Origin of the sequence: Pinisolibacter sp. (assembly GCF_036782435.1) — a bacterium.
Classification (GTDB): Bacteria; Pseudomonadota; Alphaproteobacteria; order Rhizobiales; family Ancalomicrobiaceae; genus CALBKH01.
This window is the reverse complement of sequence record NZ_DAIPZB010000003.1, coordinates 55,948-80,832: the sequence shown is the minus strand read 5'-3', so window position 1 is coordinate 80,832 and position 24,885 is coordinate 55,948. Positions and strand designations below refer to the sequence as shown.

26 protein-coding genes are annotated in these 24,885 nt (G+C 69.0%); 7 read left to right on the top strand and 19 right to left on the bottom strand.

The annotated features are described in order from the left end of the window. Nucleotides 1-364 precede the first annotated feature (364 nt). The 4 genes from glyS to V7Q42_RS02040 all read right to left on the bottom strand — a co-directional run bounded on the left by glyS (nt 365) and on the right by V7Q42_RS02040 (nt 4,614). On the bottom strand, nt 365-2,629 hold the full coding sequence (gene glyS / locus V7Q42_RS02055; RefSeq protein WP_333822082.1) for a glycine--tRNA ligase subunit beta: 2,265 nt from the start codon (nt 2,627-2,629) through the stop codon (nt 365-367). Nucleotides 2,630-2,788: 159 nt separating this feature from the next. Beyond that, complete coding sequence (locus tag V7Q42_RS02050; protein WP_333822081.1) at nt 2,789-3,028, bottom strand: CDGSH iron-sulfur domain-containing protein; 240 nt, start codon at nt 3,026-3,028, stop codon at nt 2,789-2,791. Nucleotides 3,029-3,216: 188 nt separating this feature from the next. Continuing rightward, nucleotides 3,217-4,155 (bottom strand): glycine--tRNA ligase subunit alpha, encoded by a 939-nt coding sequence (locus V7Q42_RS02045; protein WP_333822078.1) that lies wholly within the window; start codon nt 4,153-4,155, stop codon nt 3,217-3,219. A 105-nt stretch (nt 4,156-4,260) separates the two neighbouring features. Next, on the bottom strand, nt 4,261-4,614 hold the full coding sequence (locus tag V7Q42_RS02040; RefSeq protein WP_333822076.1) for a DUF1304 domain-containing protein: 354 nt from the start codon (nt 4,612-4,614) through the stop codon (nt 4,261-4,263). A gap of 210 nt (nt 4,615-4,824) precedes the next feature. Here V7Q42_RS02040 and V7Q42_RS02035 point away from each other — a divergent pair, with 210 nt between their 5' ends. Together V7Q42_RS02035 and V7Q42_RS02030 are read left to right on the top strand one after the other, a co-directional pair. After that, nucleotides 4,825-5,154, top strand: a complete 330-nt coding sequence (locus V7Q42_RS02035) for a hypothetical protein (RefSeq protein WP_333822075.1) — start codon at nt 4,825-4,827, stop codon at nt 5,152-5,154. Nucleotides 5,155-5,426: 272 nt separating this feature from the next. Then, nucleotides 5,427-5,726 carry a hypothetical protein gene (locus V7Q42_RS02030; RefSeq protein WP_333822073.1) on the top strand — a complete coding sequence of 100 codons (300 nt, stop codon included), beginning with the start codon at nt 5,427-5,429 and terminating at the stop codon, nt 5,724-5,726. Between the two features lie 6 nt (nt 5,727-5,732). Here the strand turns inward: V7Q42_RS02030 and V7Q42_RS02025 are convergent, their stop codons facing one another. The 5 genes from V7Q42_RS02025 to V7Q42_RS02005 form a co-directional block, all read right to left on the bottom strand. After that, entirely contained in the window at nt 5,733-6,584 is an 852-nt protein-coding gene (locus V7Q42_RS02025) for an aminotransferase class IV (RefSeq protein ID WP_333822072.1), read from the bottom strand. Continuing rightward, nucleotides 6,581-7,177 (bottom strand): anthranilate synthase component II, encoded by a 597-nt coding sequence (locus V7Q42_RS02020; protein WP_333822071.1) that lies wholly within the window; start codon nt 7,175-7,177, stop codon nt 6,581-6,583. Before V7Q42_RS02020 ends, V7Q42_RS02025 begins: the two co-directional genes overlap by 4 nt. Further along, nucleotides 7,174-8,619: an aminodeoxychorismate synthase component I gene (pabB, locus tag V7Q42_RS02015; RefSeq protein ID WP_333822070.1), complete on the bottom strand. Its 1,446-nt coding sequence runs from the start codon at nt 8,617-8,619 to the stop codon at nt 7,174-7,176. The genes V7Q42_RS02020 and pabB overlap by 4 nt, the downstream gene beginning before the upstream one ends. 21 nt (nt 8,620-8,640) lie before the next feature. Next, nucleotides 8,641-8,820 carry a hypothetical protein gene (locus tag V7Q42_RS02010; RefSeq protein ID WP_333822069.1) on the bottom strand — a complete coding sequence of 60 codons (180 nt, stop codon included), beginning with the start codon at nt 8,818-8,820 and terminating at the stop codon, nt 8,641-8,643. A 171-nt stretch (nt 8,821-8,991) separates the two neighbouring features. Beyond that, on the bottom strand, nt 8,992-9,252 hold the full coding sequence (locus tag V7Q42_RS02005) for a hypothetical protein (RefSeq protein WP_333822068.1): 261 nt from the start codon (nt 9,250-9,252) through the stop codon (nt 8,992-8,994). 445 nt (nt 9,253-9,697) lie between these two features. Between V7Q42_RS02005 and V7Q42_RS02000 the strand changes: the two genes are divergently transcribed. After that, nucleotides 9,698-10,075, top strand: coding sequence for a hypothetical protein (locus V7Q42_RS02000; protein WP_333822067.1), 378 nt, complete (start codon nt 9,698-9,700; stop codon nt 10,073-10,075). A gap of 198 nt (nt 10,076-10,273) precedes the next feature. On the opposite strand, the gene V7Q42_RS01995 is transcribed toward V7Q42_RS02000, so the two are convergent. Next, nucleotides 10,274-11,254: a uracil-DNA glycosylase gene (locus V7Q42_RS01995; RefSeq protein ID WP_333822065.1), complete on the bottom strand. Its 981-nt coding sequence runs from the start codon at nt 11,252-11,254 to the stop codon at nt 10,274-10,276. 224 nt (nt 11,255-11,478) lie between these two features. On the opposite strand from V7Q42_RS01995, the gene V7Q42_RS01990 reads away from it, so the two are divergent. Further along, nucleotides 11,479-13,155, top strand: a complete 1,677-nt coding sequence (locus V7Q42_RS01990) for an electron transfer flavoprotein-ubiquinone oxidoreductase (RefSeq protein ID WP_333822063.1) — start codon at nt 11,479-11,481, stop codon at nt 13,153-13,155. Nucleotides 13,156-13,227: 72 nt separating this feature from the next. Here the strand turns inward: V7Q42_RS01990 and V7Q42_RS01985 are convergent, their stop codons facing one another. Together V7Q42_RS01985 and V7Q42_RS01980 are read right to left on the bottom strand one after the other, a co-directional pair. Beyond that, a complete protein-coding gene (locus V7Q42_RS01985; protein ID WP_333822061.1) occupies nt 13,228-13,857 on the bottom strand; it encodes a DedA family protein in 630 nt (209 codons plus the stop codon). Between the two features lie 154 nt (nt 13,858-14,011). Continuing rightward, nucleotides 14,012-14,701, bottom strand: a complete 690-nt coding sequence (locus V7Q42_RS01980) for a glycosyltransferase (RefSeq protein ID WP_333822060.1) — start codon at nt 14,699-14,701, stop codon at nt 14,012-14,014. 165 nt (nt 14,702-14,866) lie between these two features. On the opposite strand from V7Q42_RS01980, the gene V7Q42_RS01975 reads away from it, so the two are divergent. The 3 genes from V7Q42_RS01975 to V7Q42_RS01965 are packed head-to-tail and all read left to right on the top strand — an operon-like array spanning nt 14,867 to nt 17,225. Next, nucleotides 14,867-16,111 (top strand): PA0069 family radical SAM protein, encoded by a 1,245-nt coding sequence (locus V7Q42_RS01975; protein WP_333822058.1) that lies wholly within the window; start codon nt 14,867-14,869, stop codon nt 16,109-16,111. Nucleotides 16,112-16,125: 14 nt separating this feature from the next. Further along, complete coding sequence (locus V7Q42_RS01970; protein WP_333822056.1) at nt 16,126-16,560, top strand: VOC family protein; 435 nt, start codon at nt 16,126-16,128, stop codon at nt 16,558-16,560. Next, on the top strand, nt 16,557-17,225 hold the full coding sequence (locus V7Q42_RS01965; protein ID WP_333822054.1) for a ribonuclease HII: 669 nt from the start codon (nt 16,557-16,559) through the stop codon (nt 17,223-17,225). Before V7Q42_RS01970 ends, V7Q42_RS01965 begins: the two co-directional genes overlap by 4 nt. Nucleotides 17,226-17,351: 126 nt before the next feature. On the opposite strand, the gene V7Q42_RS01960 is transcribed toward V7Q42_RS01965, so the two are convergent. The 7 genes from V7Q42_RS01960 to V7Q42_RS01930 form a co-directional block, all read right to left on the bottom strand. After that, complete coding sequence (locus V7Q42_RS01960; protein ID WP_333822052.1) at nt 17,352-18,008, bottom strand: gamma-glutamylcyclotransferase family protein; 657 nt, start codon at nt 18,006-18,008, stop codon at nt 17,352-17,354. A gap of 272 nt (nt 18,009-18,280) precedes the next feature. Beyond that, nucleotides 18,281-18,772: a F0F1 ATP synthase subunit B family protein gene (locus V7Q42_RS01955; protein ID WP_333822050.1), complete on the bottom strand. Its 492-nt coding sequence runs from the start codon at nt 18,770-18,772 to the stop codon at nt 18,281-18,283. A 10-nt stretch (nt 18,773-18,782) separates the two neighbouring features. Next, nucleotides 18,783-19,331: a F0F1 ATP synthase subunit B gene (locus V7Q42_RS01950; protein ID WP_333822048.1), complete on the bottom strand. Its 549-nt coding sequence runs from the start codon at nt 19,329-19,331 to the stop codon at nt 18,783-18,785. Nucleotides 19,332-19,444: 113 nt separating this feature from the next. Then, complete coding sequence (locus V7Q42_RS01945) at nt 19,445-19,669, bottom strand: F0F1 ATP synthase subunit C (RefSeq protein WP_217931114.1); 225 nt, start codon at nt 19,667-19,669, stop codon at nt 19,445-19,447. 61 nt (nt 19,670-19,730) lie between these two features. Beyond that, nucleotides 19,731-20,489 carry a F0F1 ATP synthase subunit A gene (locus V7Q42_RS01940; RefSeq protein ID WP_333822045.1) on the bottom strand — a complete coding sequence of 253 codons (759 nt, stop codon included), beginning with the start codon at nt 20,487-20,489 and terminating at the stop codon, nt 19,731-19,733. Nucleotides 20,490-20,615: 126 nt separating this feature from the next. After that, nucleotides 20,616-21,035 (bottom strand): AtpZ/AtpI family protein, encoded by a 420-nt coding sequence (locus V7Q42_RS01935; protein WP_333822043.1) that lies wholly within the window; start codon nt 21,033-21,035, stop codon nt 20,616-20,618. A gap of 360 nt (nt 21,036-21,395) precedes the next feature. Then, entirely contained in the window at nt 21,396-24,854 is a 3,459-nt protein-coding gene (locus V7Q42_RS01930; RefSeq protein WP_333822041.1) for an AAA family ATPase, read from the bottom strand. Nucleotides 24,855-24,885 lie beyond the last annotated feature (31 nt).

Here is a 24,885-nt window from a genome sequence, read left to right as displayed (position 1 = left end):
CGCGCCCTCCGTGTCCGCAGTCGAGGCCAATTCGAGGTTCGTGCGATCCGGCGGGAGAACGGACCCTTCGCTCCGGACTCCGCCGTCGTCCCCGGCGAGCGAAGCGAGGGAAGGGGACCCATCGGCCTCTCGACCCGCTGAAAAGCCGATGGATCCCGTTCCCCGCCGCTTCGCGTCGGCCGGAGGATGACGGCTCATGGTTCGATCGGCTTCACCGGCATTTCCGGATCCGCACGACGGCGCCGCCGGCCGTCACGAGGTCTCGTGTCGGCGATAGGGATGGGTGCTCTGCCGGAACGCGAAACGCCCCGAGGTGTCCCTCGAGGCGCTCGCAGCATGCATGTTTCATGCGTTTTTGTGCTTGTCAGCCGATCCGCGAGAAGTCGGCGACGGCGTGGCAGGCGGCGCGGATCTGCGTCAAGAGCTTCAGCCGGTTCTCGCGCACCGCCGCATCGGGCGCGTTGACCAGGATCGCCTCGAAGAAGGCGTCGACCGGCGCGCGCAGGCTCGCCAGCGCCGACATCGCGCCGGCGAAGTCTTCCGCGGCGACCGAGGCCGAAGCGGCGGCTCGCGCCGTGGCGACGGCGGCGGCCAGCGCCTTCTCGGCCGGTTCGGCCAAGAGCGCCGCGTCGGGCTCGCCGTCGAACGTCTTGCCGTCCTTCTTCTCCTCCGCCTTGAGGATGTTGGCGGCGCGGGTGTAGCCGGCGAGCAGAGCCTTGCCGTCCTCGCTGCCGAGGAAGCCGGCGAGCGCCTCGACCCGCTTCACCACCAGCACGAGATCGTCCTGCGACCCGAGCGCGAAGACCGCGTCGACCAGATCAAAGCGCGCGCCGGCGTCACGCAGCTGTACCTTGAGGCGATCGGCAAAGAAGCCGAGGAGGTCGGCGCTTCGAGATAGCTCCCAATCCTGAGGGGGAACCATCTTATTGTCGCCTCCAAGCAATTCGGATGCGCTCTTTGAAAGCGCAACTAATTGCTGAACTTCTTCAGTCTTATAAATGTTCACTGCGGTTTCAAGAGATGCATTCATATCCGCCTTTAGCGCGGACTCAAGCTGGTCCGACATGATCTTTCGACCAGCGAATACCAGTATTTCCCTCAAAGGAAGCCGCACCCCGTTCTCGGTGAGGATACGGATGACGCCCAGCGCCGCGCGGCGCAGCGCGAAGGGGTCCTTCGAGCCGGTCGGCTTCTCGTCCACCGCCCAGAAGCCGACGAGTACGTCGAGCTTGTCGGCGAGCGCCACGGCGATCGACACCGGCTCGATCGGCACCCGGTCCGACGGGCCCTGCGGCTTGTAGTGATCCTCGATCGCCTGGGCGACGGCCGGATCCTCGCCCTGCGCCAGCGCATAGGTACGACCCATCAGGCCCTGCACCTCGGGGAACTCGCCGACGACTTCCGTCATCAGATCCGCCTTGGCCAGCGTCGCGGCGCGCGCCGCCTTGTCGGGATCGGCACCGACGAGGGGGGCCAGCTCGCGGGCGAGGCGGACGATCCGGTCGATGCGCGCGCCCTGTGTGCCGAGCTTCTCGTGGAAGACGACGTTGAGCGCCCTGAGCTTGGCGAGGCGTTGATCGAGCGGCTTGCCGGCCGACTTGTAGTCCGGCAGGTCGGCGAGATCGGTGTGGAAGAAGTGGCGGGCGTCGGAGAGGCGGGCGCGGATGACCCGGCCGTTGCCGGCGACGATCTTCTGGCCGCCGTCCTTGGCCTCGAGGTTGGAGACCAGCAGGAACTTGTTGGCGAGCTTCTGGTCGACGTGGTGCGAGCGCAGCACGAAACACTTCTGGTTCGCCCGGATGGTGGCGCGGATCACCTCCGCCGGCACCTCGAGGAACTCCTCCTCGAACGAGCCCATCAGCGTCACCGGCCATTCGACGAGGCCCGCGACCTCCTCGAGCAGCCCCTCGTCGTGGACGAGTTCGAGGCCCGAGGCGAAGGCCGCGGTCTTGGCGTCCTCGAGGATGATGTGCCTGCGTCGCTCCGGATCGAGCACGACCTTGGCATTTTGAAGCTTCTGGTCGTAGTCGTCGAAGCGCTTCACCGAGAAGGCGGCCGGCGCCATGAAGCGATGGCCGCGGGTGATGTTGGAGGCATGGATGCCGTCGACCTCGAAGGGAACGATCTCCGGCTCTTCGGTCTCGGTGCCGAAGGTGCAGACGATCGAATGCAGCGGCCGCACCCAGCGCAGGGTGCCGGTGCCCCAGCGCTGCGACTTCGGCCAGGGAAAGGCGCGGATGGTGGCGGGCACCAGCTCCGACAGCACGTCGACGGTCCTGCGGCCCGGACGCGAGATCTTGGCGACGTAGTAGTCGCCCTTCTTGTCGGAAACGACGGTCGCCTGATCGAGCGAGGCGAGGCCGGCGCCCTCGAGGAAGCCCTGGAGGGCGCGTTCCGGCGCGCCGACGCGCGGCCCCTTCTTCTCCTCGTGGACGTCCATGCCCTTGGGCGGCACGCCGACGACATGGAGAGCGAGCCGACGCGGGGTCGCATAGGCCTTCGCCGCTTCATAGGTGATACCGGCCGCCACCAGCCCGTCGGTGATCATCTTCTTCAGATCCTCCGATGCCTTGCGCTGCATGCGGGCGGGGATCTCTTCGGAAAAGAGTTCGAGAAGCAGTTCGGGCATGGGCGGGCTCGGAAGGTCCAACGATTTCGTCGGCCCTTTCGATAGGTCGGCGAGAGCCCCCTGTCGAGAGACAAAACGTACGACCGCCGCTCCTGGTCGAGCGGCGGTCGCCGGATTTCTCGTCGTTCGATTGGCGGTATGGCGTCGTCGTCCGCCCGCTCACAGCGCCTTGTGCGAGCCGTCGCAGAGCTGCGGCGTCTTGGAGTGCTTGCAGCCGCAGAAGAAGGCCTTGCCGTCCTTCTCGGCGACGTACTTCACCGGGGTGAAGCCGGAGCCCTTGTGCGAGCCGTCGCAGAACGGCTGGTTCTTCGACTGCCCGCAGGAGCACCAGAAATAGGACTCGCCGGCCTTCACCTCGACGGGATAGGGCGCCTTCTGCGCGATCACGGGTTCGCTCATGGGAAATCTCCTCCTCTCGACGGCCGACCGGCCGTGTCGGCGTGGAGATTAGAGGTGTTCGAAAGCACTTTGTAGGGGTAACCCCTTACGTCACCGGAAACGCATCGTTCGATGACGGTGAACGTCGGAGGCATACGAGAGTGCCGTAGGGCGGAACAGGCGAAGCCGGTTTCAGCCCGACCCCGTCTTCACGCCGCACCGCCGCCGTCGGTCGCCAGCCAGGCCTTGCCGCAGGCCTTGGCCAGTTCGCGGACGCGAAGGATGTAGTTCTGCCGCTCGGTGACCGAGATGACGCCGCGCGCGTCGAGCAGATTGAAGACGTGGGACGCCTTGATGCACTGGTCGTAGGCCGGCAGCGCCATCAGGTGACGCTTCTCTTCCGGGCTCTCCCAGCCGGCGGCGACGTACTTCTGCGCCGCGTTCGCCGCCATCTCGAACTGTTTGAACAGCATGTCGGTGTCGGCGTGCTCGAAGTTGTGGCGCGAGTACTCCTGCTCCGCCTGGAGGAAGACGTCGCCGTAGGTGACCTTGTCGTGGCCGTCGCGGCCGTTGAAGTTGAGGTCGTAGACGTTGTCGACGCCCTGGACGTACATCGCCAGACGCTCGAGGCCGTAGGTCAGTTCACCGGCCACCGGCGAACACTCGAAGCCGGCGACCTGCTGGAAGTAGGTGAACTGGCTCACCTCCATGCCGTCGCACCAGCACTCCCAGCCGAGACCCCAGGCGCCGAGCGTCGGGCTCTCCCAGTCGTCCTCGACGAAGCGGATGTCGTGGGTCTTGGGGTCGATGCCGATGGCGTAGAGGCTCTTCAGGTAGAGGTCCTGGAGATCGGCCGGCGACGGCTTCAGGATCACCTGGAACTGGTAGTAGTGCTGGAGCCGGTTGGGATTCTCGCCGTAGCGCCCGTCCTTCGGCCGCCGCGACGGCTGGACGTAGGCGGCGTTCCACGGCTTCGGACCGAGGGCGCGCAGGGTGGTCGCCGGATGGAAGGTGCCGGCGCCGACCTCCATGTCGTAGGGCTGCAGCACCACGCAACCGTAGTCGGCCCAGAAGCGCTGGAGGGTGAGGATCAGCCCCTGGAAGGAGCGATCGGGGCGCATGTGGGCGGGGGTCGCGGGGTCGATCATGGCGAGGCTCGAGCGTTGAAAATCGTGCCGGACCCTAGCCATGGGGCCGCCGCGGGTCAACGGCCGCGACGCGAGCCCGGACCGCATCCCCGCTCGATCCTCGCCTCAGATCTTCGCCGCCAGCGCGGCGAGCGCGATGCCGGCCGGCAGTGCCTGGACGAAGAGGATGCGCCGGCTCGCCGTCGCAGCGCCGTAGAGCCCGGCGACGAGCACGCAGACGAGGAAGAAGGCGACGGTCGGCCGCCCGGCGGCGCCCTGGGCGACGCCCCATACGAGGCCGGCGGCGAGGAAGCCGTTGTAGAGCCCCTGGTTGGCGGCGAGCACCTTCGTCGCCGCGGCGAATTCCTCGGTGGTGCCGAAGGACTTCCTGACCCGCGGCGTCTCCCACAGGAACATCTCCATCACCAGGATCCAGACGTGGAGCGCGGCGATGGCGAGGGCGAGGATCGTGGCGATCATCGGCGTCGGGGCCTCCGGCGGACCGTATCCCTTGGCCGCGCACCCACTGTGGCGGTTCGCGCCGAAGTCGGCAATCGGGCGCGGCTTCGACCGCCCGGAACTTTTTTCGTCGTGCGGCGATTTTTCTTTGAACCGGTCGTCGGGCTGCCGCGACCCACGATCGAGAGGCGGGAAACTCCCCGCCCGGAGGATCGAAGAAGGAGAGCCCCCATGTCGACCATCAGCCGCGCTCATCGCATCCAGCTCACCATCGCCGCCGCTTCCCTCGCGGTCGCCCTCGTCGGCGGCATCGCCTCCGCCTTCGCCCAGACCGCCGGTGGCGGCAACGGCGGCCCGGCCGGTGGCTCGAGCCCCGGCAACGGCTCGAGTGGCAGCAGCGCCGTCCTCGTCTACGGTCTGCCCGGCAACTGCCCGCCGACCATCGCCTGTGGCCCGGGTCGCCCTCATCGTCCGCTGCCCGTCCGTGTCAAGCGCTACGATCCCTGCGGCGACTTCCAGCCCGGCAGCCGGCTCTACAACCAGTGCCGCAAGGAACTGTGATCCCGCGGTGCGAGAGAGCCTCGAGTGACGCGCGGTTCGTGGTCGCCCCGGCGACTGCGGGCCGCGACGTCCGTTCCGGTCCGGGCGCGCCCGATCGTGCGGCACATCGTCCTCCCGCCGTGAGCCGTCGATCGCCGACATGATCTGAAAAGATGCATCGACATCGCCATGAATGCCGATGGACCGGCGGTGGTTCAGCCTCGGTTCAGCCGTGCGTGTTAAAATTTCCAAACATGAAGATCTCCCTCCGAAGACGTGAAAAGGAGGATGCCATGTTCTTCAGGTCGAGCATTCTCACAGGCGCGGCGCTCGCCACGGCGCTCGTGCTCGCATCGACGGGCGCGGCTCTCGCCCAGGCCGCCGGTCGCGGTGGGGGCGGTGGCGCGTCGTCCGAGGGATCGGACGAAACCAGGGTTCTGACCTACGGCCTGCCGGGCAACTGCCCGCCGACGGTCGCCGGATGCGGCGAGGTCCGGAGGCCCAAGCCGGTGATCACGAAGAAGAGGTACGATCCGTGCGGCGATTTCGCCGAAGGGTCGGCCGCCTATCGCGAATGCAAGCGCAAGAAGTGATCGCCATCATCCGGCGCGCGGATCGCGGCCACATTCGGCGGCGATCCGCGCGCCGATCGCGTCCGCCAGTCGCGCCACCGTCGGATGATCGGTCGGGTAACGCCGCCGGTCGAGGCCGGCGATCGGCGCGACGAGCCGCACCGAATTGGTGACGAACAGCGCCTGCGTCGCCGCGAATTCGAGCGGCGCCAGCGACATCTCCTTGGTGCGCAGGCCGAGTTCGCGCGCCGTCTCGAGTACGACGGCGCGGATCGTCCCGTCGAGGATGCCGTCGTCCGGCTGCGGCGTGAGGATCACGTCACCGTCGACGGCGAAGACGTTGCCGGTCGTCGAACAGGCGACCGCACCGCGCATGTTGAAGAGCAGGGCGTCGTCGGCGCCCTTCGCCTCCGCCTCGGCGAGGGCCGCCCCGGCGTCGACGTAACCGAGCGTCTTGTGGCGCGAGGTGGGTGAGGTCTCGTTGCGGCGGATGGTCGAGGTGACGAGGCGCAACGGCCGCATCACGGTCTCTTTCGGCCAGGCCGCATGGGTGGCCAGCACCGTCGGTCGGGCGACGTCCGGCCGTCGCGCCCCTCGCGCCCCGGGGCCACGGGTCAGCGTCAGGCGGACCACCGCTTCACCCCGAGGCAACGTCCCGACGAGGAGGTCGAGATCGGTCTCCAGCCGCGCCCGGTCGATCGGGATCGCCAGCGCCGCCGCCCCGGCGATCATCCGGCCGAGATGCGCGTCGCGGCGGAAGACGCGGCCGTCGACCGCGAGCATGGTCTCGAACAGCCCGTCGGCGAGCGTCAGACCGCGATCCGAGACGTCGAACAGGACCTTCTCGCTCTCCTCGAGCCGTCCATCGATGACGATCATGCCGTTTTCCTCTCGTTGGCATCGAAGGCGCGGGCGATCGCCAGGAAGTTGTCGAAGAGCGCCGCCCCCTGTGGGGTCAGCACCGATTCCGGGTGGAATTGGACGCCGTGGGTCGGATGGACGCGGTGACGGAGCCCCATGATCTCGCCCGCTTCGCTGCGGGCGGTGACGATCAGATCCGGTGCGTCGTCGACCTCGACGATCAACGAATGATAGCGCCCGACCGTCGTCGGTCGAGGCAACTTCGCGAAGAGGCCGTCGCCGTCGTGGTCGATCGGCGAGGCGCGTCCGTGCATCGGTTCGCGGGCGCGCGCGATGCGGCCGCCGAAGACCTCGCCGATCGCCTGATGGCCGAGGCAGATGCCGAGGATCGGCACCCGCCCCGAGAAGCGGCGGATCAGCGCTTCGGACACGCCCGCCTCACGCGGCCGGCCGGGGCCGGGCGAGATCACCAGGGCCCGCGGGGCGAGGCGTTCGACCTCGTCGACGGTGATCGCGTCATTGCGCACCTCCACCGTCGAGGCGCCGAGATTGCGGAAGTAACGGCCGATGTTGGCGACGAAACTGTCGTAGTTGTCGAGGACGAGGATCACGCCGCCGCCTCCCGCCGACCGGCTTCCGGGAGCGTCCCGGTCGCCGTCGTCTCGCTGGACGCGGCGACGAGGATACGGGCCGCCTTGGTCAGCGTCTCCTCGTATTCCGCCGAAGGCTCCGACAGGGCGGTGATGCCGCCGCCGACCGAGAAGGTCGCCTCGCCGGCGCGGAAGATCACGGTGCGGATGGCGATGTCGAGGTCCATGGCGCCATCGTGGCCGATCCAGCCGATCGAGCCGCAATAGACGCCGCGGCCGTGGCCCTCGAGCGCGGTGATGATCTCCTGCGCCCGGATCTTCGGCGCTCCGGTGATCGAGCCGCCGGGGAAGGCCGCCGCCAGCGCGTCGATCGCGTCGCGCCCCTCGGCCAACCGTCCGGTCACCACCGACACCAGATGGTGGAGGCCGGCATAGCTCTCGATGCCGCACAGCACCGGCACCTCGATCGATGCGTCGTCGCAGACCTTCGACAGGTCGTTGCGCATCAGATCGACGATCATGACGTTCTCGGCTCGATCCTTCTCGCTGGCGACGAGCCGCGCCGCGGCGAGGGCGTCCTCCGTCGGGTCGTCGGACCGGCGCGCCGTCCCCTTGATCGGGCGGGCTTCGATGCGCCCGCCGCGCAGCTCGAGGAAGCGCTCCGGCGACGACGAGGCGACGCGGAGCTCGTCGAAATCGAGATAGGCGGAGAACGGCGCCGGGTTCGCCGTCCGCAGCCGCCCGTGGAAGGCGAGGGCGTCGAACCCCTCGGGCAGCGGCGCGGCGAAGCGTTGCGCCAGATTGACCTGGAACACATCGCCGGCGAGCACGTGCTCGATCGCCGCCGCCACCCGCGCTTCGTGCGTCTCCCGGGGGATCGTCGGGCGGAAATCGAGCCGCGTCACCGAGCCGGTGCGATGTTCGGCCGACCGCTCCAGGCGCATCAGGAAGACGTCCATCCGAGCCTGCGCCCGCCGACGGCGTGCTTCCGGCGTCGTCTCCGGCCGCCCGCTGGAGATCAGCCGGGCGCGGTTCTCCGTGTGGTCGAAGGCGAGCACCACGTCGTAGACGCCGAAGATCGCCTCCGCCACCGGCTCGCTCTCCGCCGGCTCCGGCAACCGTTCGAGCCGGCGACCGAAATCGTAGCCGATATAGCCGATCGCTCCGCCTGCGAACGGCGGTGGATCGGCGATCGCGTCGGCGAGGTCTTCGAAGGCGAGAAGCGCGCGCAATTCGTCCAGCGGCGCGCCGGGGAGTTCGACGCCGTCGCGGAAGGCGCGGCCGTTGCGCACGCCGAAGGTCGTCCACGGATCGGCGGCGACGAAGGACCATCGGCCGAGGCGGGCGTGTTCGCCGAGCGCCTCGGGCCGCATGGAACTGTCGAGGAAGACGAGGCCCGGCAGATCCGCGAGGCGGCGGGCCGCCTCGAACGCATCGAGCGGGGCGAGGTCACGGACGATCATCGACGGATCGACCGGGTGGGATCAGCGCTCGGGTCGATAGACGCCGTCGGCGCCGCGCACCAGTCGCGCCGTCGTATCGCGCTCGGGCGAGACGCGCACCTCGGCGAGACGTGCCGAGACCCGGGTCATCTCGCGGCGGAGCACCCGATAGGCGGTGTAGGCCGCCGCACCGGCGGCGGCGACCAGCAGGAACTGCGGCATGAACCCTCCCTTCCCGGCGGTGATCGGCACCACTCCGGTCTCACCCTCTCATCGATACGACGAGATGGGGTCGACGGGAACCGTTGTCGAGAGCGGTCTCGCCGTCGTGATGCGAGGATCCTGACGAAGGATCGCGGCAGGAGCGAGGCGCTCCGGCGCCGCCACCTCGTCTCAGTGGCCGGCGTAGGCGCGAGCCGCGGCATGCGGCGCCGGCGGCGACGAGTGGTTCTCCTGCGTCTTGACGAGGAGTGCCCGCAACTCGTCGGCGACGCTCGGCTTGGCCGAGCCCGACGCCTGGGGTGCGGACGCCGCGGCCGATCCGGTCGCGGCCGACGCGATGCTCTCCTCCGAGACCGCTGCGGCGGACGTTTCGCGTGCCGCCGCTTCCGGGCGGATGTAGGAGAAGGACGATCCGATCGAGGTGATGGTCATGAGTCTCCCCGGAAGTTCTGTCGGGATCGGGTGAGAATCTTCCCGATCGTGCGAAAATGCGCCGGAAGTCTCGAGATTGCTTTAGCCGGAAACTTCGAATTGGAACGATCTCGCCGATATCGGCCGTGGCGGCGTGGCCGTGGACCTCGGAATACCGGGATGTTCCGCCGCATCTCTTCCCATCTCCGATATTCGTGAAGCGGAGGGGGCGATGATCTTCGCTGTCGCTCCGAGTCTCCGCGCAGATCTCGCGACGAGGTATTTGATATTCATGTTCCGAGAAAGATATTGAAAATCAACATCACGAATGTATTCGTATTGATATAGTATTGAAATTACTCGGAGCGGTACCCATATATCACATGTCCTCCCGAGCGACTGCCGAAGTATCGGCGGCCGGAGGGGAAAGGAGGTTGTCATGTTCAAACTGCTCAGGAAGACAGGCATGACGACTCTCGCTCTCACGACGCTTCTGCTGAGCGGCGTCGCCTATGCGGACAGCGCCGTCATCGTCTATGGCACGCCGGGCAACTGCCCGGTCGGCGAGGTCTGCACCGTGCCGAAGACCAAACTCTTCCTGACCGATCATGACCACGACACCGCGCTCACCGCCGAAGTCGCGCCCGTCGACGACGGTAACGGCTACGGTGGTGGCCATGGCTACGGCTACGGCGGGCCCGGTCGACACGGGTATCGTTGGGCCACGGCGGGACCGCACGGTCATGCCTACGGCGAGGACGGACAACACGGCTACGGCTACGCCGGTGGCCACGGTGAAGGTGGCTTCGGTGGTAGCGGCGGTGGCGGAGGTCACGGCAAGTAGCAACTCGTCGAACGGCGAGATGCCGCTGTGACGTCGAAGACCGAGGGCCGGGGCGATCCCGGCCCTTCTTCCGTTGGCATCGACGCGGCGGTCGCGGTCGAGGCGGCGCGCTCATACCATCGGCCATTGGAAATGGCCGATGGTATTCCTGACGCGAATTTTTCATGCCTCTGACGCAAATGAGAAATTCGCGTGTGTTCAGGCGGGTGCGTCGGCACCTTCGGGCTTTGGTATCAGTCTGCGCCGGATCTCCAGGAGATCGCGCCAAGCCAATCGCTTGTGGATCGGTTGGCGCAACAGATAGGCGGGATGCAGGGTCGGCATGGCGGCGATGCCGCGATGTCCGGTCTCGTAGGTCATCCAACGGCCGCGCAGACGCAGAATACCCTCGCCGGTGCCGGTGAGCGCCGCCGCCGCCGCCCCGCCGAGAAAGACCAGCACGTCCGGGTCGACCAGTTCGATCTGCCGAGCGATGAACGGCTTGCAGATCTCGGTCTCCTGCGGCGTCGGCGTGCGGTTGCCCGGCGGCCGCCACGGCACCACGTTGGCGATGTAGACCGAGCTCCGGTCGAGCCCGATCGCCGCCAGCATGCGATCGAGGAGCCGCCCCGAGCGGCCGACGAAGGGCAGGCCCTGTTCATCCTCCTCGCGCCCCGGCGCCTCGCCGACCAGCATCAGGCGCGCCTGCGGGTCGCCGTCGGCGAAGACCAGCCGCTTGGCGGTGGTTCTCAGGTTGCAGCCGTCGAAGGCGGTAAGCGCCGAGCGCAGGTCGTCGAGCGTCGCGGCGCCGCGCGCCGCCTCGCGCGCCGCTCCGACCGCCGCATCGCCCGGCACCGCGGCTCCGATCGTCGCCCGCGCCACCGGCTGCGGCGGCGGCTCGAAACGAGGGCGCTCCGGTGGTGTCTCCACCCGGCGCGCCGGCGTGCCGCGTACCTCGCCGCTCGGACGCGGGGTGGGGCGGTCCGGGCTCGCATCGACCTCGAAGGGCGGCCCGAGAGCCGTCGCCTCCGCCCCGGTCGGTTTCGCCGATGCCGCCTCGCGTCCGCGCGCCTGCCGTTCCTCCGCCTCGCGCATCGATTCGAGGAAGCGGTCGACCGGCTCGTCACCGAGCCCGACGTCGACGCCGGCGGCCACGTACCAGTCGAGGAGGGCGGTCAGTTCATCGATCTGCACGGACATGCGGCATCATGACCTATACGACACTTTATTCCACCTTGGCGGAAGGTGCGAAAGCGTCTAAGTGGTGCTGTGCAACATAGCGATGGGCGCCCTTTCTGGCGAGACCGAAGCGTGTTCTCCCGTCGCATCGGCGGTGCGAACCGGTTCGCAGGCCAAGTCGGTGGGGCGACGGGCCGCAGAGCGCGGCGCGGCCGATCGGCCGGCATGACGAGGAGTTCGACGGCATGAGCGAGGCAGCGGTGCTTCCCGAGCGCGATGCGATGGAATTCGACGTGGTGATCGTCGGTGCCGGTCCCGCGGGCCTGTGCGCCGCCATCCGTCTGAAGGAGATCGCCGCCGAGACGGGCCGGGAGATCTCGGTCGTGGTGTTGGAGAAGGGCTCCGAGGTCGGTGCCCACATCCTCTCCGGCGCCATCGTCGACCCGATCGCCATCGACAAGATCTTCCCCGATTGGCGCGACGACCCGACCCATCCGTTCAAGACGCCGGTCACCAACGACCACTTCCAGGTCCTCGGCCCCGCCGGCGCCATCACCCTGCCGAACTTCATGATGCCCAAGCTCATGAACAACCACGGCAACTACATCGTCTCCCTCGGCAACGTCTGCCGCTGGCTCGCGGCAAAAGCGGAAGGGCTCGGCGTCGAGATCTACCCGGGCTTCGCCGCCTCCGAGATCCTCTACGACGATGCGGGCAACGTGATCGGCGTCGCCACCGGCGACATGGGTGTCGGCCGCGACGGCGAACCCAAGGACAGCTTCACCCGCGGCATGGCGTTGCTCGCCAAGTACACCCTGATCGGTGAAGGCGTGCGCGGTTCGCTCGCCAAGCAATTGATCTCTCGGTACAAGCTCGACGAGGACTGCGACGTGCCGAAGTTCGGCATCGGCATCAAGGAGCTGTGGCAGGTCGATCCGAAGAAGCACAAGCCGGGCTCGGTGCGCCATTCTTTCGGCTGGCCGCTCGACCTCAAGACCGGCGGTGGTTCGTTCCTCTATCACATGGAGGACAATCAGGTCGTCGTCGGCTTCGTGGTGCATCTCAACTACGAGAACCCGTACCTGTCGCCCTTCGAGGAGTTCCAGCGCTTCAAGACCCATCCGGCGATCCGCGACGTCTTCGAAGGCGGCAAGCGCCTCGCCTACGGCGCGCGGGCCATCACGGAAGGTGGGTACCAGTCGGTGCCGAAGTTGACCTTCCCGGGCGGCGCGCTGATCGGCTGCTCGGCCGGTTTCGTCAACGTGCCGCGCATCAAGGGCAGCCACAACGCCATGCTCTCCGGCGAACTGGCGGCCGAAGTGATCGCCGATTGCCTCGCCGCCGGCCGCGCCCACGACGAGCCGATCGAATACGAGACCGGCTGGCGCAAGAGCCTCGTCGGCAAGGATCTGGTGAAGGTCCGCAACGTCAAGCCGCTGTGGTCGAAGCTCGGCACCGTCCTCGGCGTCGCCCTCGGCGGCCTCGACATGTGGACCAACGAGCTCTTCGGCTTCTCCTTCTTCGGCACGCTGAAGCACGGCAAGTCGGACGCCAAGTCGCTCAAACCCGCCGACCGGTGCAAGCCGATCGTCTATCCCAAGCCCGACGGCAAGATCTCCTTCGACCGTCTCTCCTCGGTGTTCCTGTCGAACACCAACCACGAGGAGGACCAGCCGATCCACCTGAAGCTCGCCGATCCGGCCCTTCAGAAGTCGTCCGAGCTCGGTACCTACGCCGGCCCGTCGACCCGCTACTGCCCGGCCGGCGTCTACGAGTGGATGGAGAAGGACGGCGACAAGGTCTTCGTCATCAACTCGCAGAACTGCGTCCACTGCAAGACCTGCGACATCAAGGACCCCAACGGCAACATCACCTGGACGACGCCGGAAGGCGCCGGTGGGCCGAACTATCCGAACATGTGATCGCGGCCGGGACGAGACGGACCTTCCGAAACGCGCTCGAGGGAAACCTCGGGCGCGTTTCATATTTCGTCGTCACTTCATCTTCCGCGGCATCCACCGCCTGAGCACCCACAACGCCGCGACGATGCCCGCCAGCGCGACGATCGTGACGATCGTGCCGGTCACGCTGTCGCCCCTGTCGAACAGGTCCCAGGCGATCGCGCCCATCGAGCCGGGGAAGATCAGCACCGGGATCCAGACGATCGCCGAGCCGATGTTGGCGGCCTGGAAGACGCCGTGCCGCATCGCGGTGATGCCGGCCACCGTCGGCACACTCGCCCTGAGTGGCCCGATGAAGCGGCCGACGACGACCGCCATCCAGCCCCAGTGGGCGAAGACGTTGCGGGCCGCCGCGAGCGTCTCGGGATGGCGCGAGAACGGCCACAGCCGGTCGACGCCGGGGCCGAGCTTGCGGCCGACCCAATAGGAGACCGTGTCGCCCGCCGCCGCGCCGATCGCCCCGCCGATCCACACGTCGAGGAACGGCACGGTGCCCGCTCCGACCAGCGCCCCGGTCGCCATCATCACCCCCGTCGCCGGGATCAACACCCCGACGATGACGAGGCTCTCGCCGAAGGCCATGAGCCCGTAGATCACCCCCGCCCAGGCGCGGTGGGTCTCGATCAGACGGAGGGCGGCGTCGAAGAAGGCGGCGAAATCCATGGGGCCATCATGGGTGAACCGCGACCCGGCGTCGACGGCGAAGAGGGACGTCGGCGACGCTGGCGGACGACTGCGGCGGAGTGAAGACGTCCGGCCGGTCGACCTGCGCGCGGAAGGTCCACGGCGCGGCGGAGCGAGACCGCCGCCGGCACCCTCACTCCTCGGTCCAGTCGCCGGTCGGCGTCGGAAAGCCGAGACCGGAGGAGGTGATGCGCATGAGCCGCGACAGGCTCGGCGCGGCGCGCCCACCGTGAACCGGCGGCAGCACCACCGCATCGGCGCGCAGCGTGTGGATGTCCGCCCGCGACATCCGCCCGACGAGGTCGCCGTGGCCGGCGAACCGGTCGGGGATGCGCGACGTCAGCGCCTCGAGATGGTGGCGCGAGATGATCAGCCCCTGTTCCCGGAGAGGCCGCCCGAAGAGCGCCCCGGCGACGCCCACCACCCGCTCGGCGACCCGTGGGCGCCAGCCGAACTCGTCGTAGACGATGCGGAAGGTGCCGACATGGGAGTCGGCCCGGCCCGCCCGTTCGCTGCGGTCGACGAAGGTGGCGGCCTCGCGGTACCAGTCGCTGTCGAGATGGACGTTGGGTGCCAGAATCAGGAACCACGGCGCCCGCCGCGCCATGTGGACGCCGGCACTGACGCGCGTCAGCCAACCGCCGGAACTCTCCACCAGCGAACAGCCGGCGGCGTCGGCGACGATCCGCGTGCCGTCGCTCGACGCGGCATCCGCCACCACCACCTCGCGGACGATCCCCTCCGCCGCCGCCGGCACCAGCGACGCCAGCGTGCGCGCGAGACCTTCCTCGGAGTTCTGGGTGGGGATGACGACGGACAGCATGGATCTCGGGATCCTCGGGTGACGGACCGCGACCGCGGACGCTCACGGCTCGGTTCCGTCTCTTACACGCCCCCCGACCCGGCGACCAGCCGGAACAGGCTGGCGAATCGACGAATTTCAGAGCATGTTCTTGTAATGTTCCAGAGAACGTTCCAAGATCGGATCATGAGACGCGCCGCCCCCCGTAGACAGAGTCCCAGCGAAGCCTCGCCGGAGGGGAGCGAAGGCGAGCGCCCCGCTCGCGACATCTCCGCCGATCGTTTCGTCGAGAGATCCGAGATCGCCGTGCCGCGCTTCGGCGAATGCGAGGGCGGCGGCGCGGTGGTGCTCGATGCGCGCATCGAGGCCGAGCGCCGTCGCGGCCGCGGCGCCATCGCCAATCCCTCCGGCCGCTACGAGAGCGAGAGCCGCGTCGCCTTCGACGACGGCTGGGGCTCGCTCGACGAACTGCCGCCCTTCTCGACCGAGGTGACGATCGAGAAGCCGAAGACCATCCTCACCCGCAATTCTTCGCCCGACGTCCCCTTCGATCGCTCGATCAACCCCTACCGCGGCTGCGAGCACGGCTGCTCCTATTGTTTCGCCCGCCCGACCCACGCCTACATGGGCCTCTCGCCCGGCCTCGATTTCGAGAGCCGCCTCTTCGTCAAGCCCGACGCGGCGCGGCTGCTCGAGCGCGAACTCGGCGTCGCCGGTTACGCCTGCCGGCCGGTCGCCATCGGCACCAACACCGACCCCTATCAGCCGATCGAGCGGCGGTTTCGGCTGATGCGCGAGATCCTCGAGGTGCTGGAGCGCTGCGGCCATCCGGTCACCATCGTCACCAAGTCGGTGCTGGTGCTGCGCGACGCCGACATCCTCGGCCGCATGGGCGAGCGGGGACTGGCCAAGGTGGCGCTTTCGGTGACCAGCCTCGACCGCCGCCTGTCGCGCTCGATGGAGCCGCGCGCCTCGGCGCCGGAGAAGCGGCTCGCCGCCATCCGCGGTCTCGCCGCCGCCGGCGTGCCCGTCGGCGTCATGGTGGCGCCGGTGGTCCCCGCCCTCAACGATGCCGAACTGGAACGCATCCTCGAGGCGGCGGCCGAGGCCGGAGCGCGCGAGGCCGGCTATATCCTGCTGCGCCTGCCGCTCGAAGTGTCGGAGATCTTCAAACAATGGCTGCTCGAGCACCATCCCGATCGCTATCGTCATGTCCTGTCGCTGCTGCGCTCGATGCGCGAGGGCAAGGACTACGATGCGGTCTGGGGGCGGCGGATGCGCGGCCTCGGCCCCTATGCCGCCACCTTGCGCAAGCGTTTCGAAGCGGCGACGCGCCGTCTCGGCCTCGAGGCCGGACGCACGGTCGCCACCCTGCGCACCGATCTCTTCGTGCCGCCGCTCGGCGACGGCCGGCAACTGTCGCTCTTCTGACCAAGGGTCCTTCGATGAAACTGCGCCTCTCCCTCGTCACCCTCGGCGTCGCCGACATCGCCCGCGCCCGCGCCTTCTACGAGGCTCTCGGTCTCGAAGCCGGCGGGTCGAGCAACGAGAACGTCGTCTTCTTCGACATGGACGGGGTGATCCTCGCCCTCTACGGCCGCGAGGCGCTCGCCGACGATGCTCGTGTCGCCGCGGCCGGCGAGGGCTTCGCCGGCGTCACGCTGGCGTGGAATCTTCCGAGCGAGACGGCGGTCGACGCCGCCTTCGCCGCGGCGCTCGCTGCCGGGGCGAGCTCGGTGAAGCCGCCGGAGAAGGTGTTCTGGGGCGGCTATTCGGGCTATGTCCGCGATCTCGACGGCCACCTCTGGGAGGTCGCCCACAACCCCTTCTTCCCGCTCGACGCAAAGGGCGTCACCCGCCTGCCGGAGACCGCCCGATGAGAGGCCGCCCGAAGAAGTCCGCGACCGGGGCCGCGTCGCCGAAGGCCGGACCCGACGACAGCAACGAACGCGCCCACGGCTTTCCGGCCGCCCGCATCGCCGGGGTCGACGAGGTCGGCCGCGGGCCGATCGCCGGACCGGTGGTCGCCGCCGCGGTGATCCTCGATCCGGCGCGCGTGCCGGAAGGGCTGAACGATTCGAAGAAGCTGAGCGAGAAGGTGCGTGAGCGTCTGTTCGACGAGATCTGCGCCCACCACGCGGTGGCGATCGCCCTCGGCTCGGTCGAGCGCATCGATGCGACCGACATCCGCGCCGCCACGCTCGACGCCATGCGCCGCGCCGTCAACGGCCTCGCCGAAACGCCCGATCACGTGCTCGTCGACGGTGTCGACGTGCCGCCGGGGCTACCGTGCGCGGGTACCGCGGTCAAGGGCGGCGACGGCCGATCGGTCTCCATCGCCGCCGCCTCGATCGTCGCCAAGGTGGTGCGTGACCGGCTGATGACCCTGGCGGCGCAGGAGCATCCCGGCTACGGCTTCGAGCGTCACAAGGGCTACGGCGTCGAGGCCCACATGTCGGCGCTCGACGACCTCGGCGCCTCGCCGCTGCATCGCACCAGCTTCGCGCCCGTGGCGCGCGCGGTGGCGGCGAAGCGCGGCGGCTAGAGCCGGTACGAACCGGATCGAAGCGGCCCGATCGGGAACCGCCGATTCGAGACCGACGCGAAGGTCCATCGATGCCGCGGGGACCTCCGGAGTTCGGGACCGCACCGTCGGGCGCGGGAGATCGCCTCACAGGCCCGAGATCGCCTCGGCCACCGCTTTCTCGGCGACCGCATCGACCGCCGCTTTCGCCGCCTTGGGGGCGCGATCGTTCGCCGGCGCCGCGGTGCCGCCGCCACAGGCCTTGGCGAGTTCGGAGAAGCCCGCCTTCTCGAGCACCGTCAGCGCCTCGCGCCGGGTGCGCCGGGTCGGCAACGGGTCGGGGAGGGCCGGGGTCACGGCCAGCGCCGCCACGTCCCCCGCCGGCAGCCCCGCCTGCATGCCGCCGGCGACGATCAGGGCCCGATACCAGTCCCACGGCGCCAGCGCCGGGGTCTCCTCGCGGGCGAGGTAGACCGAGACATCGGAGATGATCTCGCCTTCGGCGCCGGTGACGACGAAATCGTCGTGGCGCAGATAGACCGGCGGATCGCGGTCGACCCCTTCGGCCTTGTCGAGCGCGTCGCGCTCGCCGACCGGGATCTCGTAGAGCCGTCCGTGGACGACGTCGCTCTCCTCGCCGCGGATCAGCGTCGCCTTGCCCGAGCCGTCGAAGGACTTGGAATGGAAGGCGAGCCGCCATCCGGCGACATGGACGACACCTTTCGGTTCGGCGCTCGGGCAGCGCGCGGCGAGCCGTTCGGCGAGCAGATTGGAGCCGTAGGCGAAGTACAGAAAACGCGGCATGGTCACCTCGGTTCGGCCGTTCCAGCCCGGCAAGCTGACTCGAGAAGCCGGCGACAAGGCGGCGAGGAGATGGCGAGGCCGGGCAGGGGCGCCGCGCCCCCATCCCCCGATCATCCTCGGGTCCCACGGATCGACGGATCGTCGCCCCCAGCCTACTGCCCGGTCCCCGAGAGGCCCCACCCACACGAGGTGCGGCCGACGCGAGGCCGAAAAAGACGAACCCCGCGTCTCCTTCGAGACGCGGGGTTCCGATCTGGTGAAGGGCGCGCGGCTCAGTTGAGCTTGGCGGCCACTTCGGCGATGCCCTTGGCGACGAGGTCGGCGCCGGTCTTGCCCGCCACCCGGGTGGCCAGCAGCTTCTCGGCGGCGGCCACGGCGACGTCGGCGGCGCGCGAACGCACCTCGGCGACGGCCTGGGCTTCGGCTTGAGCGATCTTGGCTTCGGCCGCCTTGGTGCGGCGAGCGATCAGCTCGTCCAGCGCCTTGTTGGCTTCCGCCGTGGCGATGTCGGCGAGCTGCTTGGCTTCCGCGACGATCGACTGCGCCTCGAGCTCGGCGTCGGCGGCCTTCTGCTTGTAGGCGGCGAGCAGGCTCGCGGCTTCCTCGCGCAGGCGCTTGGCCTCGGAGAGTTCGCTTTCGATCGCGGCGACCTTGCCGTCGAGCGCGGCGGTGATCTTGCCCGGAACGCCCAGGTAGGCGATCACGCCGAAGAAGATCAGCAGCGCGACGAAGGCCCACAGGGTGGCGAGAGAGGTTGCGTCCATCGGTCCCTCCTCACTTGGCCGTGACGGCGGCGATCGCCGCGGCGACGTCCGAACGAGAGATGCTCTCGCCGGTCAGGGTGGAGACCAGGGTCTCCGCCGTCTCCGTGGCGATCCCGTCGACCTCGGCCAGTGCCTTGGCCTTGATGCCGGCGATGGTCGTCTCGGCCGCGGCGATCTTGGCCGAGAGACCGGCCTCCGCCTCGTGACGCTTGGCGTCGAGCGAAGCATTGAGCGCCGAACGGGTTTCCGAGGCGATCGCCTGGGCCTTCTGGCGGGCTTCGGCGAGCGACTTCTCGTAGGCCGCACCGGCGGCTTCGGAGTCGGCCTTCAGCCGGTTCGCCTCTTCGAGATCCTTGGCGATCTTGTCGTGGCGCGCCTCGAGGATGCCGCCGATACGCGGCAGCACGACCTTCGACATCAGCACGTAGAAGAGGCCGAAGGTGATCGCGAGCCAGAGGATCTGCGACGCGAAGGTCGAGCTGTCGAACGGGGGGAAAGCCCCGCCGTGCTCGGCGCCCGCGTGTTGCACCTCGGCCGTGGTGTTGACGTTGCTTGCCATCTCGACCGTCCCGGATGATCCGACCCCGCACGATCGCGCGGGATCCACGGAAGATCACCGGCCGTCCGCTCGGGACGGCCGGAGATTCGTGATGTTCTCTTCGGCCCGAAGGATCAGGCGAAGAGCAGGATCAGCGCGACGAGCAGCGAGAAGATGCCGAGCGCTTCGGTCACGGCGAAGCCGAAGATCAGGCGGCCGAACTGGCCGTCGGCAGCCGCCGGATTGCGCAGCGCGCCGGCGAGGTAGTTGCCGAAGATGGTGCCGAGGCCGATGCCCGCACCGGCCATGCCGAGGGTGGCGATACCGGCGCCGAGGTACTTCGCAGCTTGCGGATCCATGGGAGTGCTCCTTCGGTGGGATAGAGTTGAACTTTCGGATTTCGTCCGCGTCCGACCGGGCTCAGTGGCCCGGATGGATCGCGTCGTTCAGGTACATGCAGGTCAGCACGGTGAAGACGTAGGCCTGCAGGAAAGCGACCAGGAACTCGAGCGCGGTCAGCGCCACGGCCATCGCCAGCGGCAGCACCGAGCCCGCCATGCCGGCGACGCCGGCGGCCGAGAGCGTCACGACGAAGCCCGCGAAGACCTTCAGCGTGATGTGGCCGGCCAGCATGTTGGCGAAGAGACGGACGGAGAGGCTGATCGGCCGGGAGAGGAACGAGATCACCTCGATCATCGTCACCAGCGGCACCAGCGCGGCCGGCACGCCCGACGGCACGAACAGGCCGAAGAAGTGGAAGCCGTGCTTCCAGATGCCGTAGATCACCACCGTCGAGATCACCAGCATCGCCAGGCAGAAGGTGACGATGATGTGCGACGTGATGGTGAAGAAGTACGGGATCATGCCCAGCAGGTTGGCCACCAGCACGAACATGAACAGCGAGAACACCAGCGGGAAGAACTGCATGCCGGCCTTGCCGGCGGCGTCGCGCAGAGTGTTCGCCACGAAGGAGTAGGACATCTCGGCGACGAGCTGCCAGCGGTTCGGCACCATCGACCGGCCCGACGAGGCCATGACGAGGAACAGCGTCGCGACGATCACCGTCGCCGCCATGAACAGCGACGAGTTGGTGAAGGAGACGTCGTAGTGGCCGAGATTGATCGGCACGAGCTTGGTGATGTGAAACTGATGGATCGGATCGACCTTGTCGGCAGCCACCTGTCAGTCCCCGTCTCTTGTTGGCGCTCGATCGAACGATCGACCGCCGCACGCGCCCCCGATCGGGCCGCCCCCTTCGGATCCGCGGCCCCGTGGAGCCCGACCCGTTCGAATTCCGCAGCTCCCTCAGGGAGCCGACCGATCGCCGTCGCGATTCGGCCGCTGCGTCTCTTGCCCCGAAGGCTCGCGCAACCGCGCGCCGGCCTCCGCCACCTTCCCCTCGGCGCGCAGGACGTTGAGCACGCCCGCGGCGAAGCCGAGAAGGAGAAACACGATCAGCGCCCAGGGAGTGGTCCCCGCCGCCTTGTCGATCCCCCACCCGATGCCGGCGCCGACGATCACGCCGGCGACGAATTCGGAGGCGACCTTGGTCGCCTGCGCGAAACCGGAGGATTTTCCCCGCCGGTTCGCCGCTTCCTCCGCCGCCCGATGCGCCTCGAGGCTCTCGCCGAGACGCTCCAGCCGCTGCTGAAGCCGCGCTTCGTTGTCGTCCTTCGGCGGAAGCCGCGATCCCGCGGGGTTCGCATCGGTCGGTCGTTCGACCATGTCCGGCACCCCCGCATTTCGCGCCCACGCCTCGAAACGCGGGAACGTGACCGCCCCACCCCGAAGTCGGGCGCACCATAGTGGCGGCGGGATAACGTGTCAAGGACACCAGACTTTAGTTCAAGCAATTGAAAAGAAAAGAGAAATACCGCTCCCCGAAAGAGGGTTGCGCCGCTTCGTCACAGCCTTTCGGAGGGGGTGGCGTCGCGAAGCCGGCGCGACGGGTCGCTTGCACCTCATGAGGCATTCGGATGGGCTCATCCGAACGGCTCGTTCCGTTCGTGAGTAAGGCCCTGTCCATACGAGGGCCTTTCCGACGGGATGAACCCGGCATCGCGAAGCGATCTGCCGGATTCCGTATCAAGCGGTCTCGAGAATTCGCTCGGCGCGTTCGAGATCGACCGAGACGAGCTGCGAGATGCCCCGTTCCGACATGGTGACGCCGAACAGCCGATTCATCCGCGCCATGGTGATCGGGTTGTGGGTGATGACGACGAAGCGGGTGTCGGTGACGCTCGCCATCCGGTCGAGAAGGTCGCAGTAACGCTCGACATTGGCGTCGTCGAGCGGCGCGTCGACCTCGTCGAGCACGCAGATCGGCGCCGGGTTGGTGAGGAACACCGCGAAGATCAGGGCGAGGGCGGTGAGCGCCTGTTCGCCGCCGGACAGGAGCGTCATCGTCGTCGGCTTCTTGCCCGGCGGCTTGGCGACGATCTCGAGGCCCGCCTCCAGCGGATCCTCCGATTCGATCAGCTGCAGCTCGGCTTCGCCGCCGCCGAAGAGATGGGTGAAGAGCGAGCGGAAATGGCCGTCGACCGTGTCGAAGGCCGCCATCAGCCGTTCGCGCGCCTCGCGGTTGAGGTTGGAGATGCCGGTCCTGAGCCGGCGGATCGCCTCGACCAACTCGTCGCGCTCGCCGGCCAGCACGTCGCGCCGCTCCTCGACCTCCTGCGCCTCGTCGTCGGCGCGGAGATTGACCGCGCCGAGCCGCTCCCGCTCGACCTTCAGCCGCTCGAGCCGCCGCTCGACCGCGATCTCCTCGGGCAACGGCGCTTCCATGTCGATCCCAGCGAGGCCGGCGAGGCCGATCGGCTGCACCTCGAAGGTCTCGGCGATCCCCGATTCGATCTCCATCCGCCGGGCCCGCGCCGCGGCATGACGTTCCTCGGCGCGGCCCTTGGCCTCGCGCGCCGCCGACAACGCCTCGAGCGCCGTGCGGGCGACGCGATCGGCTTCGCCCTGCGTCCGCTCGCCGGCGGCGAGCGCCTCGGCCGCAGCCGAGCGATTCGCGTCCGCCGTACCGATCTCGTCGAGAAGGCGACGTCGCGCCTCCTCGATGTCGGCGGGCCGTTCGGTCAGCGTCTCCTGCTCGGCTTCGGCCTCGGCTCGCCGTTCGGCGAGAACGGCGATCTGCGACGTCGCGGCGGCGGCGCGCGCCGACCAGCCGGCACGCTCCCGGCCGATCGCCTCGAGCCGGCGCACCCGCATCTCCACCTCGCGTGCCAGCCCCTGGCGAGCGGCGCGCAGTTCGGCGGCCACCGCCCGGTCGCGCGCCACGACGCCCTGCGCAGTGAGGATCTCCTGGTCCAACCGCGAGGTGTCGGGCAGTTCGGCTTCCGCATCCGCCGCCTCGCGCCCACGCGCTTCCGCCTCGTCGACTTCGCCGGCGAGGCGGGCGAGCGTCGCATCGAGAGCGGCGAGCCGGGTGGCGGCGAGTTCGGCCTCGCGCTCCAGCCGGGCTGCCCGGTCGCGCGCCTCGGCCTCGGTGCGCTGCGCCCGCCGCGAGGTCTCGCGGGTGGCGCGCTCGGCTTCTTCCGCCTCGCGCAGGAGGCGTTGCGCCTGTTCGAGCGACGCGCGGCGGGACGTGAGGTCGCGTCGCGCCTCGACGATCTGCACCTCGACCTCGTGGAGCCGATTGCGGCTGGACAGGCGACGCGCCGCGGCGGTCGGGGCTTCCGCCGCAGCGGCGAGCCCGTCCCAACGCCACAGATCACCCTCCCGCGACACCAGCCGTTGCCCCGGCGCCAATTGCTTCTGCAAACGTGGTCCGTCGGCGCGATCGACGAGGCCGATCTGGGCGAGACGGCGGGCGATCACCGCCGGTCCGTCGACGTAGCGCCACATCGGCGTCGCCCCGCCGGGCAGTGACGGATCGCCGGCGGCACTGCCGGGCTCCGACCAGTGGACCGGCGCCGCCTCGTCGGTGGAGACCTCGAGATCGTCGCCGAGCGCCGCGCCGAGCGCCGTCTCGTAACCGGCGTCGACCCGTAGCCGGTCGATGATCGGCGGCCACAGCGTTCCGGCTGCGACGTCGAGGATCTTGGCCAGCGTCTTGGCTTCCGCCTCCAGCCGCGACACCTCGCGTTCACGCTCCGCCAGCGCCCCGCGCCCGCCTTCGAAGGCGTCGCGTGCCGTGAGCACCCGCTCTTCCGCTTCCGCCACCGCGGCGTCCGCCTCGACGCTCGCCGCCGCCGCGTCCTCGACCGCGAAACGCGCCGCCTCCAGCGCCTCGCCGTCGCCGAGCCCCTCGGCGAATCGGTCGCGTTCGACGCGCGCCGTCTCTTGTTCCCTGAGCAGGCGACCGAGCCGCTCGGACGCTTCCGCCTTGGCCCGTTCGAAGGCCCGCCGCCGCGCCTGGGCGTCCGCCGCCCGTGCCTGGATCTCGGCGAGCACCGCTTCCGTCTCGGCCGCCTTGGCCTCCGCTTCCGCCAGCCGGTCCTCGGCCTCGGCGACCGAGGCCGCGACGTCCTCGTTCTCGGCGGAAAGAACCGCCTCCTCTTCGGCGAGCCGATCGAGCGCCGCCGCCATGTCGGCGCCGAGCCGGTCCTCGCGGGCGCGGTCCTCGTCGATCTGACGGATGCGGCGCTCGAGCTCGCCGAGCCGGTCGCGCACCCGCCGCTCCTCGGCGTCGAGTTCCGCCGCCGCCAGCCTGAGGCGTTGCAGCGCCGCCGACGCGGCGGCTTCGGCGTCGCGCAGCCGCGGCAGGTCGTGCGCCGCCACCGCCTGATCGCGCGCCGCCCGCGCCTGGACCTCCGCCGTCTCGCCGACCGCTTTGTCGGCCTGGAGGAGATCGCGTTCGGCCTCGCTCACCCGCTCGCGCGCCTCGATGAGACGCAACAATGCGATCGTCGCCTCGGCCTGACGGATCTCGGCGGAGAGGTTGCGATAGCGCGCCGCCTGCCGCGCTTGGCGTTTGAGGCTTTCCAGCCGCGTCTCGAACTCGGTGAGCACGTCCTCGACGCGCTCGAGGTTCTGCGAAGCGGCCTTGAGGCGGATCTCCGCCTCGTTGCGGCGCGAGTGCAGGCCGGAGATGCCGGCGGCCTCTTCCAGGATGGCGCGTCGCGCCGTCGGCTTGGCCGAGATCAACTCGCCGATCTGGCCCTGGCGCACCATCGCCGGCGAACGCGATCCCGTCGAGGCGTCGGCGAACAGCAGCTGGACGTCGCGGGCGCGTACCTCGCGGCCGTTGATCCGATAGTTCGATCCCGCTTCGCGCTCGATCCGCCGCGTCACCTCGAGGATGTCGGCGTCGGCGTGCGGCGCGGTGACCCGCCGCTCGCGATTGTCGAGGAAGAGCGTGACTTCGGCGGTGTTGCGCGCCGCCCGCCGTGTGCTTCCGGAGAAGATCACGTCGTCCATGCCGGAGGCGCGCATGCTCTTGTAGGAGTTCTCGCCCATGACCCAGCGCAGGGCCTCGACGAGATTGGACTTGCCGCAGCCGTTGGGGCCGACGACGCCGGTCAGCCCCGGCTCGATCATGAACTCGGTCGAGTCGACGAAGGTCTTGAAGCCGAGCAGCTTGAGCCGGGTGAAGCGCACCTCACCCTCCGCCGCCGTCGATCGAACCCGC

Bases quoted from the DNA above. Each gene is read 5' to 3' on its own strand.
- glyS (WP_333822082.1), bottom strand. From the start codon at position 2,629: ATGCCCGAACTGCTTCTCGAACTCTTTTCCGAAGAGATCCCCGCCCGC.
- V7Q42_RS02050 (WP_333822081.1), bottom strand. From the start codon at position 3,028: ATGAGCGAACCCGTGATCGCGCAGAAGGCGCCCTATCCCGTCGAGGTG.
- V7Q42_RS02045 (WP_333822078.1), bottom strand. From the start codon at position 4,155: ATGATCGACCCCGCGACCCCCGCCCACATGCGCCCCGATCGCTCCTTC.
- V7Q42_RS02040 (WP_333822076.1), bottom strand. From the start codon at position 4,614: ATGATCGCCACGATCCTCGCCCTCGCCATCGCCGCGCTCCACGTCTGG.
- V7Q42_RS02035 (WP_333822075.1), top strand. From the start codon at position 4,825: ATGTCGACCATCAGCCGCGCTCATCGCATCCAGCTCACCATCGCCGCC.
- V7Q42_RS02030 (WP_333822073.1), top strand. From the start codon at position 5,427: ATGTTCTTCAGGTCGAGCATTCTCACAGGCGCGGCGCTCGCCACGGCG.
- V7Q42_RS02025 (WP_333822072.1), bottom strand. From the start codon at position 6,584: ATGATCGTCATCGATGGACGGCTCGAGGAGAGCGAGAAGGTCCTGTTC.
- pabB (WP_333822070.1), bottom strand. From the start codon at position 8,619: ATGATCGTCCGTGACCTCGCCCCGCTCGATGCGTTCGAGGCGGCCCGC.
- V7Q42_RS02010 (WP_333822069.1), bottom strand. From the start codon at position 8,820: ATGCCGCAGTTCCTGCTGGTCGCCGCCGCCGGTGCGGCGGCCTACACC.
- V7Q42_RS02005 (WP_333822068.1), bottom strand. From the start codon at position 9,252: ATGACCATCACCTCGATCGGATCGTCCTTCTCCTACATCCGCCCGGAA.
- V7Q42_RS02000 (WP_333822067.1), top strand. From the start codon at position 9,698: ATGACGACTCTCGCTCTCACGACGCTTCTGCTGAGCGGCGTCGCCTAT.
- V7Q42_RS01995 (WP_333822065.1), bottom strand. From the start codon at position 11,254: ATGTCCGTGCAGATCGATGAACTGACCGCCCTCCTCGACTGGTACGTG.
- V7Q42_RS01990 (WP_333822063.1), top strand. From the start codon at position 11,479: ATGAGCGAGGCAGCGGTGCTTCCCGAGCGCGATGCGATGGAATTCGAC.
- V7Q42_RS01985 (WP_333822061.1), bottom strand. From the start codon at position 13,857: ATGGATTTCGCCGCCTTCTTCGACGCCGCCCTCCGTCTGATCGAGACC.
- V7Q42_RS01980 (WP_333822060.1), bottom strand. From the start codon at position 14,701: ATGCTGTCCGTCGTCATCCCCACCCAGAACTCCGAGGAAGGTCTCGCG.
- V7Q42_RS01975 (WP_333822058.1), top strand. From the start codon at position 14,867: ATGAGACGCGCCGCCCCCCGTAGACAGAGTCCCAGCGAAGCCTCGCCG.
- V7Q42_RS01970 (WP_333822056.1), top strand. From the start codon at position 16,126: ATGAAACTGCGCCTCTCCCTCGTCACCCTCGGCGTCGCCGACATCGCC.
- V7Q42_RS01965 (WP_333822054.1), top strand. From the start codon at position 16,557: ATGAGAGGCCGCCCGAAGAAGTCCGCGACCGGGGCCGCGTCGCCGAAG.
- V7Q42_RS01960 (WP_333822052.1), bottom strand. From the start codon at position 18,008: ATGCCGCGTTTTCTGTACTTCGCCTACGGCTCCAATCTGCTCGCCGAA.
- V7Q42_RS01955 (WP_333822050.1), bottom strand. From the start codon at position 18,772: ATGGACGCAACCTCTCTCGCCACCCTGTGGGCCTTCGTCGCGCTGCTG.
- V7Q42_RS01950 (WP_333822048.1), bottom strand. From the start codon at position 19,331: ATGGCAAGCAACGTCAACACCACGGCCGAGGTGCAACACGCGGGCGCC.
- V7Q42_RS01945 (WP_217931114.1), bottom strand. From the start codon at position 19,669: ATGGATCCGCAAGCTGCGAAGTACCTCGGCGCCGGTATCGCCACCCTC.
- V7Q42_RS01935 (WP_333822043.1), bottom strand. From the start codon at position 21,035: ATGGTCGAACGACCGACCGATGCGAACCCCGCGGGATCGCGGCTTCCG.